This is a genomic window from Bacillus mojavensis (assembly GCF_012648005.1).
Taxonomy (GTDB): domain Bacteria; phylum Bacillota; class Bacilli; order Bacillales; family Bacillaceae; genus Bacillus; species Bacillus mojavensis.
In genome coordinates this window covers 3,362,909-3,374,666 of sequence record NZ_CP051464.1, presented here as the reverse complement: position 1 = coordinate 3,374,666, position 11,758 = coordinate 3,362,909, and the positions used below count along the sequence as shown (strand labels likewise).

13 protein-coding genes are annotated in these 11,758 nt (G+C 44.6%); 11 read left to right on the top strand and 2 right to left on the bottom strand.

Annotation, left to right across the window (positions count from 1 at the left end; translation table 11 throughout):
- The gene (hprF, locus tag HC660_RS17645) at positions 1-522 is read left to right on the top strand and encodes an acyltransferase (protein ID WP_010332019.1); all 522 of its coding nucleotides are present in this window, start codon (positions 1-3) and stop codon (positions 520-522) included.
- 20 nt (positions 523-542) lie between these two features.
- Here the strand turns inward: hprF and pelC are convergent, their stop codons facing one another.
- A complete protein-coding gene (gene pelC, locus HC660_RS17640) occupies positions 543-1,208 on the bottom strand; it encodes a pectate/pectin lyase PelC (protein ID WP_010332018.1) in 666 nt (221 codons plus the stop codon).
- Between the two features lie 249 nt (positions 1,209-1,457).
- Positions 1,458-2,207, bottom strand: coding sequence for a C39 family peptidase (locus HC660_RS17635; RefSeq protein WP_168748841.1), 750 nt, complete (start codon positions 2,205-2,207; stop codon positions 1,458-1,460).
- Between the two features lie 247 nt (positions 2,208-2,454).
- Between HC660_RS17635 and HC660_RS17630 the strand changes: the two genes are divergently transcribed.
- The 10 genes from HC660_RS17630 (at position 2,455) to HC660_RS17585 (ending at position 11,754) form a co-directional block, all read left to right on the top strand.
- Positions 2,455-3,630 carry an ATP phosphoribosyltransferase regulatory subunit gene (locus tag HC660_RS17630; protein ID WP_168749510.1) on the top strand — a complete coding sequence of 392 codons (1,176 nt, stop codon included), beginning with the start codon at positions 2,455-2,457 and terminating at the stop codon, positions 3,628-3,630.
- Complete coding sequence (gene hisG, locus HC660_RS17625) at positions 3,623-4,264, top strand: ATP phosphoribosyltransferase (RefSeq protein ID WP_024122983.1); 642 nt, start codon at positions 3,623-3,625, stop codon at positions 4,262-4,264. Before HC660_RS17630 ends, hisG begins: the two co-directional genes overlap by 8 nt.
- Positions 4,261-5,544, top strand: a complete 1,284-nt coding sequence (gene hisD, locus HC660_RS17620; RefSeq protein WP_168748840.1) for a histidinol dehydrogenase — start codon at positions 4,261-4,263, stop codon at positions 5,542-5,544. Before hisG ends, hisD begins: the two co-directional genes overlap by 4 nt.
- Positions 5,541-6,125, top strand: a complete 585-nt coding sequence (gene hisB / locus HC660_RS17615) for an imidazoleglycerol-phosphate dehydratase HisB (RefSeq protein ID WP_168748839.1) — start codon at positions 5,541-5,543, stop codon at positions 6,123-6,125. Before hisD ends, hisB begins: the two co-directional genes overlap by 4 nt.
- On the top strand, positions 6,126-6,764 hold the full coding sequence (gene hisH / locus HC660_RS17610; RefSeq protein ID WP_010332012.1) for an imidazole glycerol phosphate synthase subunit HisH: 639 nt from the start codon (positions 6,126-6,128) through the stop codon (positions 6,762-6,764).
- Positions 6,761-7,498 carry a 1-(5-phosphoribosyl)-5-[(5-phosphoribosylamino)methylideneamino]imidazole-4-carboxamide isomerase gene (gene hisA / locus HC660_RS17605; RefSeq protein WP_168748838.1) on the top strand — a complete coding sequence of 246 codons (738 nt, stop codon included), beginning with the start codon at positions 6,761-6,763 and terminating at the stop codon, positions 7,496-7,498. The genes hisH and hisA overlap by 4 nt, the downstream gene beginning before the upstream one ends.
- On the top strand, positions 7,495-8,253 hold the full coding sequence (hisF, locus tag HC660_RS17600) for an imidazole glycerol phosphate synthase subunit HisF (RefSeq protein ID WP_168748837.1): 759 nt from the start codon (positions 7,495-7,497) through the stop codon (positions 8,251-8,253). The genes hisA and hisF overlap by 4 nt, the downstream gene beginning before the upstream one ends.
- Positions 8,250-8,870, top strand: coding sequence for a bifunctional phosphoribosyl-AMP cyclohydrolase/phosphoribosyl-ATP diphosphatase HisIE (gene hisIE / locus HC660_RS17595; RefSeq protein WP_105953987.1), 621 nt, complete (start codon positions 8,250-8,252; stop codon positions 8,868-8,870). Before hisF ends, hisIE begins: the two co-directional genes overlap by 4 nt.
- A gap of 249 nt (positions 8,871-9,119) precedes the next feature.
- Complete coding sequence (locus HC660_RS17590) at positions 9,120-9,845, top strand: lipoprotein YvcA (RefSeq protein WP_168748836.1); 726 nt, start codon at positions 9,120-9,122, stop codon at positions 9,843-9,845.
- A gap of 1 nt (position 9,846) precedes the next feature.
- Entirely contained in the window at positions 9,847-11,754 is a 1,908-nt protein-coding gene (locus HC660_RS17585; protein ID WP_168748835.1) for a DUF6792 domain-containing protein, read from the top strand.
- Positions 11,755-11,758: the final 4 nt, after the last annotated feature.

Here is an 11,758-nt window from a genome sequence, read left to right as displayed (position 1 = left end):
GTGAGAAAAACAGACCGGCATCCGGTATCAGGAGCTAACTCACTGTGGCATGTCTATCAAACGGTGCCTTTTTTGAAGGTAGTGAAGAATTTCATTGTCATTCAAATTGCGAGATATACACCGTTTATAGGAATGAAAAACTGGCTGTACCGTACGTTTTTGCGGATGAAGGTCGGAAAGCAGACATCCTTTGCCCTCATGGTGATGCCCGATATTATGTTTCCGGAAAAGATCTCAGTCGGAACGAATTCAATCATCGGATACAATACGACCATTTTGGCTCATGAGTATTTAATTCAGGAGTATCGAATCGGTAAAGTCCTGATCGGAGACGAAGTGATGATCGGCGCCAACACGACCATTCTGCCAGGCGTGGAAATAGGGAATGGCGCGATCGTGTCCGCTGGAACGCTTGTCCATAAGGATGTGCCAGCCGGGGCATTTGTCGGCGGAAATCCGATGAAAATCATATACACGAAGGAAGAAATGCAGGATAGAATAAAAAGCCCGCGGATCAAATAACCGCGGGCTTTTTCTTTATATTAAAATTGGGTATTGTTTTTTTCCGTTACGTGCTGGACGCCGATCCATTTCTTGCCGACGTTGGAGTATCTAGTGTTCGTCATGGTGACTGTGCTCGTTTTACTGTCCGTACGGAAAATCGCTTCCTTCATGTTTGTGATGGTGCATCTGTCGATAATAACATCGGTATGGAAAGTCGACCCGCCCAGCTGTCTTATAAACTTTCCGCCGTTATCCGCAGTGAAGTTTTTCACTGTAAACGTGCTGGCTTTATTGATTTGAAAGATTTTATCAGAGGCTTTTTGAGCAGAACCGCCGTCAATGGTTACTTTTCCTTCCTTCTTCACAGTTAACGCGTCCTCACCAACATCTTCCCACGTCACATTCTGAATGTTAACGTTTCCATAAGTGTGCACGCCATCAGCAGCAGGAGCGCCGAGCACTACATTTTTCAGAGTTGCACCGTCTTCCACACGAAAAACAGGCTTTTGGTTTTCGGACTGGCTTCCGTCACCCAATTCTTTTCCTGCTACAAACCGCTGTCCCTTCCCGTCATATGTTGTATTTTTTGGCACGATAATTGTTTCATGAACCACTTTGTCAGCTGCAAAAGCAGTTGATGTCTGAAACTGGCTGAAGCCCATAACCAAACTGAACATAAATAGGATAGACACGATTTTTTTCAATGATAAAATCCTCCCCGGCTATTTTTAGTTTTGTAAGAGAAGCGTCAGCATCTTGCACCGGCTTCTCTCACATAGATCGGGGCAAGGCTGAATCTGTTTTAATCATAAAAATAGCCAGCCTGAAAGTAAAGACAAATTTGGATGGAAAATGGAAAATGCGTCATTGTTACCTGATGTAAACATCAAGCATGAGTATTGGCGTATTTGCTCAGGAGAGAGCATAAGAAAAGCTTGTGAAAGCGGGCAGCTTTACTTTTGAACGACGATGGCTTGGCTGCCCATTTGCACCCACGCTTTTTCGAAGCTGGTCCGGTCTGTTTTTCTGTTTTTATAGCCATAAGGGTCATTCACATACACGTAATTTTCATCATAACCCGTGACGGCGACACTGTGTTCGCTGTACGTGATATCGATCGTTCCGTTTGGCGTTTTCCATGTCTGCATGTTGTCAACAGGTGTAAAGTTGGCTGTCGTGATAACCCAAACCGGGTTGCCTTTCTCAAGCTGCTCATAAACAGCAGAGATGCTTTTTCCTGTCAGATCAGAAACATTGTCCCCCGCATAGGTTTTAGCGAGCTGATAGATCGGGCCGTGATAGACACCTAGCCCCGGGCCGTTCGCCATATCACCGACAAATCCGTCATTCGGATCACCTTTTAATCCGCTGGTGTATGTCAAAGGCACTGTTGCGATCTGGTTTGCCAGTGTATTCTTTGTCACGTTGTATCCCGCATAGTTCAGCACCATAGCAAGGCTCGTCACCTCACAGCCATTATAGAGTCTTGGGGCATCCATCTGATTGAAAAGCGTGACGTCCAGCGGCTCGGCGCTTCCTCTGAGTTTCTTCTCTTTGTTTGCAGCTGTTTCAGATTCATTCTTCGTTGCACCTATATCAATTTTGAAAAACGAAATATCTATATCTTTTGCATATATTTTGATGCCGAAGAAAATGACAGCAGAAAGTATGATCAGTACACATAACGTTCGCAGTGTTTTCATTTTTAACTCCTTGTTCTCTATTTGATTTGTATTATAGCATGCCAAACATAAAGAATTTGAGATATGACTGACCTTTCATTCTTTATTCATGATTTTTTCATATTTAGGAGGAGGATTTTCGAATGATACATATTTGTGAAAAAGTTAAGGATTGATTTCCATTCTTTCATCTGCTAACATATTATCATATTAGCGAACTAAAGGATTCGGAATTTTCCTTCAAACAATCACGGAGGTGCTCGGGTTGATGTTTATGTTTGAAAAACCGCACGGCATGAGAGATACACTGCCCGGTTTATATGAAACGAAAAATAAGGTGAGGCAATCGTTAACCGATATGATAGATAAATGGGGCTATCAATTTATGGAAACACCTACGCTGGAGTTTTACGATACGGTTGGTGTGCAGTCAGCAATTGAAGAGCAGCAGCTGTTTAAGCTTCTCGATCAGGATGGCAAGACACTGGTGCTTCGCCCGGATATGACAGGGCCGATCGCAAGGGTGGCGGCTTCAAAGTTGCTGAAACATAATCAACCGCTCAGAGTCGGCTATGCGGCAAATGTGTTCAGAGCCCAGGAACGCGAGGGCGGACGTCCTGCCGAGTTTGAGCAGGTTGGAGTGGAATTGATTGGTGATGGCACGACAAGTGCGGATGCAGAGGTTATTGCCTTAGTAGTTGGTGCGTTAAAAAATGCCGGCCTGACTTCATTTAAAATTGCAATCGGCCACGCAGGCATTGCAGATGCCCTGTTTGTTGAAGTGCTCGGGAATGTTGAACGCGCAGACGTGTTGCGGAGGTTTTTATATGAAAAGAATTATGTCGGCTATAGAGAGCACGTCAAATCTCTTCCGCTTTCCTCCATTGATAAAAATAGGTTACTGGAGCTTCTCGAATTGCGGGGCAGTATAGAAGTATGCGAGCGTGCAGAAGAAATCGTCGATTCAGTGCAAGGAAAAAGTGTGGTTGATGAACTGAAGGCACTGTGGGAGATTCTTGAAGACTACGGATGTACGGAAAATGTCCGTCTTGATCTGAATATGGTCAGCCATATGAGCTACTACACTGGGATTTTATTTGAAGTGTACGCGGAAAGTGTCGGCTTTGTGATTGGCAGCGGCGGCCGTTATAACAAGCTTCTGGGACATTTTAATTCACCGGCGCCGGCGACGGGTTTTGGGCTTCGGATTGACCGGATGATTGAAGCGCTCCATATGAAAGACGAACCTTGTGAAATGGATGCTGTCATTTTCAGCAAAGAGCAGAGGGTGCAGGCCATCGCTTTTGCAAATGAAGAGCGTTTGAAAGGTAAAAAAGTTGTTCTTCAGGATTTACTGGGGATTGAAAATATTGATCAGATGACAAAATCATTTGCGAATGTCACCTATTTTATCGGTGCCAGAAAGGAAGAGCAAAATGGGTAAGTTACTCACAATGGCAATGCCGAAGGGGCGAATATTTGAAGAAGCAGCAGGGCTGCTGCGGCAGGCGGGATACAAGCTGCCGGAAGAGTTTGAGGATTCCAGAAAGCTGATCATCGACGTGCCGGAGGAAAATCTCCGCTTCATTTTAGCAAAGCCGATGGATGTCACCACATATGTGGAGCACGGCGTGGCAGACGTCGGAATTGCGGGGAAGGATGTCATGCTGGAGGAAGAACGCGATGTATATGAGGTACTGGATTTGAAAATCAGCAAATGCCATCTGGCGGTTGCCGGACTTCCAGATACAGACTGGAGCGGCGTCGCGCCGAGAATCGCCACAAAGTATCCGAATGTGGCTTCCAGTTATTTTAGGGAGCAGGGAGAGCAAGTCGAGATTATTAAACTGAACGGCTCTATCGAGTTGGCACCTCTTATCGGGCTTGCGGACAGAATAGTCGACATCGTATCAACGGGACAGACGCTCAAAGAAAACGGACTCGTTGAAACAGAGCATATTTGTGATATTACCTCCCGCTTTATCGTCAACCCTGTAAGCTATCGCATGAAGGACGATGTCATCGACGAAATGGCGTCCCGTTTATCTCTTGTTGTGGAAGGAGAAACGGCAAAATGAAAATCAAAACCATTAGCGGCGCGGATCGGCTTTCTCTCAAGCGGTCAATTGATGCCGGAACGGAAGAACAAAGAAACGCGGTCCGATCCATTATTGAACATGTAAAAGCAAATGGTGATCAGGCCGTTCGTGACTACACGGCCAAGTTTGACGGCATCAAGCTCGACAGCGCATTGGTCACAACAGAAGAAATTGAAGAAGCATACAGCTTGCTGGATCCCCAGCTGCTGCAGGTGATCAGGCGAGCGATCAAAAACATTACTGAATATCACGAAAGACAGCTTCAATCTTCCTGGTTTTATCACAGAAAGGATGGCACAATGCTGGGACAGAAAGTGACGGCACTTGATTCTGCCGGCGTTTATGTGCCGGGCGGAACTGCCGCATATCCGTCATCTGTTTTGATGAATGTCATTCCGGCGCTTACAGCGGGCGTGGAAAGAATCGTTCTTGTCACACCACCGGGAAAAGACGGACGGCTGTCTCCGGGAGTCTTAGCCGCAGCTGCTGAGCTGGGCATCAAAGATATATACAAAATGGGAGGGGCTCAAGCAATTGCGGCGCTGGCATATGGGACAGAAACCATTGAGCCGGTCGATAAAATTACAGGCCCGGGAAATATATTTGTAGCGCTTGCCAAACGAGAGGTGTTCGGTGATGTCGATATTGATATGATTGCCGGACCGAGTGAAATCGTCGTGCTGGCTGATGAAACTGCTATTCCTTGTGAAATAGCCGCCGACCTGCTGTCACAAGCGGAACACGACATGCTTAGCTCATGTGTGCTTGTCACAGATTCCATGCCGCTGGCTGAGGCCGTTTCAGCCGAGGTGAACGAGCAGCTTAAAACCTTGCCGAGGAGAGATATTGCGGAAGCTTCAGTGAGAGATTATGGATGTATTTATGTGGCTGAGACGATAGATGAAGCGGTCAATACAGTCAATACGCTCGCCCCGGAGCATTTAGAAATCATCACACAGTCTCCCGAAGCTTTGCTTGGCAATATTAAGCACGCCGGTGCAATTTTCTTAGGCCGATACAGCCCTGAACCAGTCGGAGATTATTTTGCCGGACCGAACCATGTGCTTCCGACGAATGGAACGGCCAGATTTTCAAGCCCATTAAACGTCACGGATTTTCAAAAGAAATCGAGCATTATTTCATACAGCCAATTAGCCTTTGAAGAACATGCGGAAAGCATTGCGGCTTTTGCCAGACTGGAAGGATTAGAAGCGCATGCCAGGTCAATCGAAGCGAGAGAACGGAGGAATTCGAAATGAGAAAAGCGGAACGCGCCAGAACAACAAATGAAACGGATATAGAACTGTCATTCGCAATAGACGGTGAAGGACAAGCAGAAATCAAAACAGATGTGCCGTTTATGACGCATATGCTGGACCTGTTCACAAAACACGGGCAATTTGATCTTTCCATTCATGCAAAAGGTGATGTCGATATTGATGATCACCACACAACTGAAGATATCGGCATTTGCTTAGGGCAGGCTTTGCTTGAAGCACTAGGCGATAAAAAAGGCATCAAACGCTACGGCTCGGCGTTTGTGCCGATGGATGAGGCGCTTGCTCAGGTAGTGGTTGATTTAAGCAATCGGCCGCACTTGGAAATGCGTGCTGACTTTCCTGCAGCGAAAGTCGGAACTTTCGATACTGAGCTTGTACATGAATTTTTATGGAAGCTGGCGCTTGAAGCACGGATGAACTTGCACGTGATCGTTCATTACGGCACAAATACACACCATATGATAGAAGCTGTTTTTAAAGCCTTAGGACGCGCGCTTGATGAAGCGACAATGATAGACCCGCGTGTCAAAGGGATTCCGTCAACGAAAGGGATGCTGTAAATGATCGGTGTGATAGATTACGGAATGGGCAATTTATACAGCGTTTCAAAGGCGCTGGAGCGTGTCGGCGTACCGTACTTTGTTTCAGGCATTCCGGAGGAGCTGAGTATAGCCGATGCTTTCATTTTGCCGGGAGTCGGGTCGTTTGGGGACGCGATGGACAATTTGCGCAACGCCAATCTCGATCAATTCATTCATAAGATGGTGTCAGAGGGGAGATTGCTTCTTGGGATCTGCCTCGGCATGCAGCTTTTGTTTCATGAGAGCGAAGAGCATGGAACCGCTGCAGGTCTCGGTTTGTTAAAGGGAAAAGCAGTCAGGCTGAAGCCGGAAGATCAGCAGGGAAACAAGCTGAAGGTTCCGCATATGGGATGGAACCGCCTCTCCTTTCATAACGAATCTCCGCTGCTGGCCGGAGTAGAAGAAGGCTACGCTTATTTTGTCCATTCCTATTATATTGACGGAATGGATGACGACGCGCTACTGGCAAGTGCCGAGTACGGTGTGCAGGTGCCTGCGGTTGTCGGAAAAGAGAACATCTTCGGCGCTCAGTTTCACCCGGAAAAAAGCAGTGCGGTCGGAATGTCTATCTTAATCCAATTCACAAAAATGGCAGCAGAACAGAAGGTGAAAAAATGAGTGCTTTTACATTATTTCCGGCCATTGATATGAGAAACGGCAAATGCGTGCGTCTCGTCCAAGGCGATTACAGCAAGGAAACCGTATACGGCGATTCGCCGTTCGACATGGCCTCGTTATTTGCGAGTGAGGGGGCTGAATGGATTCATCTAGTTGATCTTGACGGCGCGAAGGAAGGAAAAAAAGTAAATGACCGTCATGTCATCGAAATTGTACAAAAGCTCAATCTGAAAGTCGAAATCGGCGGCGGCATTCGTTCGGAAAGCGACGTCTACGATTACTTATCGGCAGGAGTCGATCGCGTGATCCTAGGAAGCTCCGCTGTTTCTGATCCGCCGTTTGTAAAAAAAATGCTGAAAGAGTATGGCGAAAGGATAGCCATCGGGCTGGACGCAAGAAACGGCTTTGTTTCAACAGAGGGGTGGCTGGAAACCTCAAGTCTTAAGGCGACTGAACTCGGCAAAGAGCTCGCCAACGAAGGCGCAGAAGTTTTTATTTTTACTGATATTGCGACAGACGGGATGCTGTCAGGCCCCAATATCGAAAGCACAGTGGAACTCGCGAAAGAAACCGGAAAATCTGTCATCGCCTCTGGCGGAGTCAGCTCTGTTGCGGATCTTGAAGCTCTTGCCCGTTATCATGCGAATGGGGTTTCTGGAGCCATTATCGGAAAAGCGCTGTATACCAACCAGTTTACACTTGGCGAGGCGCTTGAAAGGATGAAGGGGAAATGATAACAAAACGGATTATCCCATGTCTTGATGTGAAAGAAGGGCGCGTTGTCAAAGGGATTCAATTTCTTGAGCTGAAGGATGCCGGCGACCCTGTCGAGCTGGCGGAAGCATACGACCAGGAAGGCGCGGATGAACTGGTGTTTCTTGATATTTCCGCTTCGCATGAAGGCCGTAAAACGATGGTTGACGTCGTAGAGCAGGTTGCTGCAAAGCTTGCGATTCCGTTTACAGTCGGAGGCGGCATCAATCAGCTTAGCGATATGAAAACGATTCTGCGTGCCGGCGCGGACAAAGTTTCTGTAAACACGGCAGCTGTTCTCCGTCCCGAGCTGATTACCGAAGGCGCGGCGTTTTTCGGCTCTCAATGTATCGTACTCGCCATAGACGCCAAGTACGACGAAACATCTGATTCATACAAGGTCTACACGCACGGCGGCAGAAAGAAAACGGATTGGGAAGTTACAGCATGGGCGAAGGAAGCCGTCAAACGCGGAGCCGGAGAAATCCTGCTAACCAGCATGGACTCAGATGGGGAGAAAAAAGGCTTTGACCACAGGCTGACAAAGCTCGTGTCAGAAGCTGTTCCGGTTCCTGTCATCGCCTCAGGGGGAGCAGGAAACGCGCAGCATATGCTCGAGGCTTTTACAAAAGGGGAAGCGGACGCCGCGCTGGCTGCCTCCATTTTTCATTATAAAGAAACATCAATTAAAGAAGTGAAATCATATTTGAAAGAGCACGGGGTGAATGTGAGATGAAACAGGCAGATGAACTGCGTTTTAACGAAGACGGATTAATCCCTGCCATCGTCCAGGACGCGGCAAGCAAAGAAGTGCTGACACTTGCATATATGAACAGGGAATCGTACGAAAAAACACTGGAAACGAAAGAAACGTGGTTTTACAGCCGCTCGCGGCAAGAGCTATGGCACAAGGGAGAAACATCGGGGAATACGCAAGCCGTCAAGGGCATCCGATATGACTGCGACCAAGATGCACTGGTCGTGCTTGTAGAGCCGTCCGGTCCGGCATGCCACACAGGCAGCTACAGCTGTTTTACAAAGGAACAGACAGAAGAACAAACTTCCGGCCGATTTGACATCTTAAGCGAGCTGGAGCGCGTCATCGCAGAACGCCAAGCGGAAATGCCTGAAGGAGCTTACACCACTTACCTTTTCGATGAAGGCGTCGATAAGATTTTGAAAAAAGTCGGTGAAGAAGCATCAGAAGTCATCATCGCCGCCAAAAACCGTGACCACGAGGAACTGAAATGGGAAGCGGCAGACCTGCTGTATCATCTCCTTGTCCTGCTCAGAGAACAAGCATTGCCGCTGGATGATGTGCTTGAAGTGCTGAGAAAACGCCATTCTGAATAGTAAATGGAAAGAGCCTATGGATAAAGGCTCTTTTTTGTTATAAGAAAAATGTAATGGGTATTTTGTAATATTGTAGGTGTTTCACATTCCGAATGGATAAAAGAAGGTCAAAACCAAGTCTGATTTCCTATTTATCCAAATTCCGCCATGATGTAACATGGAAAAGGATAATATAATCATCCCATAACAGGGTCAATAGTATTACTTTTGAAAAATGGAATCATCTCACAAAACCCTTGGAGGTTCGTAATGAAAAAGATTATCTATATTTGCTTCAGCTTATTACTTGCCCTGACAGGAGGATGCAGTATGAACGACAACGAAAAAAACAGCAAAAACAATGAAAATAAAACAGAAGCCGTAAAACCAAAAGACATGGACCCAAAAGACTTGCCGCAAGTTCCCGCGTTTCAGGACGAGAAAACGAGAGAGTACATGGTGTCAACGAAGGAAGAAGAGGCTGGGTACTATTTGCTGGAGTCTAAGCTGAAGGGATTTAGGATGTTGTTTCCGGAGGATGGGGAATACGTACCTGATATGTCCAGTACAGGAGACAATGAAGAAACAATAGTATTTGATAGTTTTAATAAAAAAACTAACATTCAATATGATGGTCAACTGGATTATCATCAAGACAAAAGTTTTGCAAATGACAAGGATACAATGCTTGACATCGTAAGCGGAAGAAACGGTTATAAAGGAAAATACGGAGAAAGAGAGCTATCTGATAAAATTGTATATTCTGCTCAAAAGAAAAGTGTTTTTGATGACGTAGACGGAAAGAACAATTATTCTTATAGATTTTTTGGCTATGTTAAATCTACCAAAAAGGATTATCTAGGAATAGAATATTCCTTTAGATTTGCTTGTTATAAAGATGAAGAACCTTGTTCATTAAAAGAAGAAGAAGCCAGACAAAAAGTTCAAAAAATAATAGACTCCATTACCTTTTTAAAAGTTAAAAAGGAGAAATAGAATGGAAAACAAAAATATATTTGAAAATGAAAATGTGAAACTCCGTTTAATTAACTTAGAATACGATTATAAAGAAAAATTTGCTTCTCATAATGAGCATGAAACTAAGAAGGCTAAAGCCGATTTTGAAGCTGAGGTCCGAAGAATTTACAAAGAAGAAACACACCAAGAGCTTCCAAAAAACGTGGAAATATATACATCAAATGAACTTGTTAAGAAAAATTCAAATGTGGATACATCAATAAGAGAATCCGGATATGATGGTACAGCAATTTATATTAAGGATGACAAACAACACATTAATCAACTTCATATTATTTCAGAGGGTAGTGCAGATAACGAGGATTGGTCATACAATTTCTTCGGTCTCTTTTTAGGGATAGATGACAGCCAGTATCAAGCGACAAAAGAGTTTACAAGAAAAGCAAAAAAAGAAACAAAGGATTCTAATGATTTAAAGACCTTTGCTATGGGTCACTCACTGGCTAATAATAATCAGGTGATGGTTCAATTAATTGATGGGGAATTTGATGAAGTTTATGGAGTTAACGGAGCTCAAATAAGTGTTGATCACCTATTAGCAACTGATTTGAATTTGAGAGATAAGATAATGCATAAATTTCATATTAGACGCTTAAAAGATATTAATGATATCCCATCAGAAAAGCTAAAAATAGAAATCCAAAAATATTATGAAGACAAAGGCGTCACAGCAAACATCACCCAACGCATATCAAAAGATGACCCGCTGTACGGAGTCAGCGGCAAGGCGGATTTCATTACATTCGGCGATGTGAAGATGGCGGATACGAACACAAGTGTGAAAGGCATCCGAAACATTATGGATGGGATTCCTGATGAAGACGTAAGGTCGATGCAGGAATACCTTCAAAAATATAAGGGTGACTATGAAAAAGACGGCTTAAACGGTTTTGTAAAAGCAGCCAGCGGGATAGACGTAGAATTGATAGAAAAAGTAAAGCATACAGACGGCGTTTTAGCGAAAGCAAGTGTTATTTATGAAAATTTTGATGATGTTAAGCAAATGTATGGCCGAATTAAAGAGCAGCTGCCAGCCTTTTTAGGTTTTCTTCACACCCTGTTGGGGAACAGCGGGCCTATTGTAGATCAGCTTGCTGAAAATGGTTATATTGATGATACACAGAAAAAAGTCATAAAAAAAGAGTTATCTAATCTTAATGCGAGTATGAAAGGTATAGAATTACAATACGATGATTTCATTGATCATCTAAAGCATGGCCAATTCACGCAAGCTCTAAATGATGTTGGTAAAATTGTGGAGTATGTAAAATCAATGATTTCTTCTTTTGAAACACTCGACGCAGAAACAAAAGACGCATTAAAACTCATCGTCGACGGCCACAGCATCGTTCAAATGTTGAACGCATTATCAAAGGAAAAAGGCTTCAGCTATAAAGGCTCCGATATTTACTTTACAGGGAAGAGCGGCTCGGGAGAAACAATTAAAGTCAATATATCGTCCGCTGTCAGAATCTATCAAAACGGCATGAAGATCGTTGAAGATATGGAAGATGCGATTTCTGCGTACCAAAAGGTATTCCGGCAGGAAATCGATGAAGCGTTTATAGACAAAAAACAGGCAATCATCACGGCGATTCAACATATGGAAGAAAACCCTTCGCAATATGCCTTCGATCTTCAATTCCGGCTTGCGGCCGGTTTCAGTCACACATTCGATAAATTAGAGAAAATATCAGTTCATGAATCGTTCCATACAGGTGCACTCCCTGCTAATGACGGAATTGTTGCAGAACTCAAAAAACAGACAACGGAAAAAAAGAATTTTATCAAAAATATCCGCGAGAGCATCGAAAAGCTATTTGAAAAAGAAGAAATGATCTCACAGTTATTCGATTTTCAGCCTTAGGAGG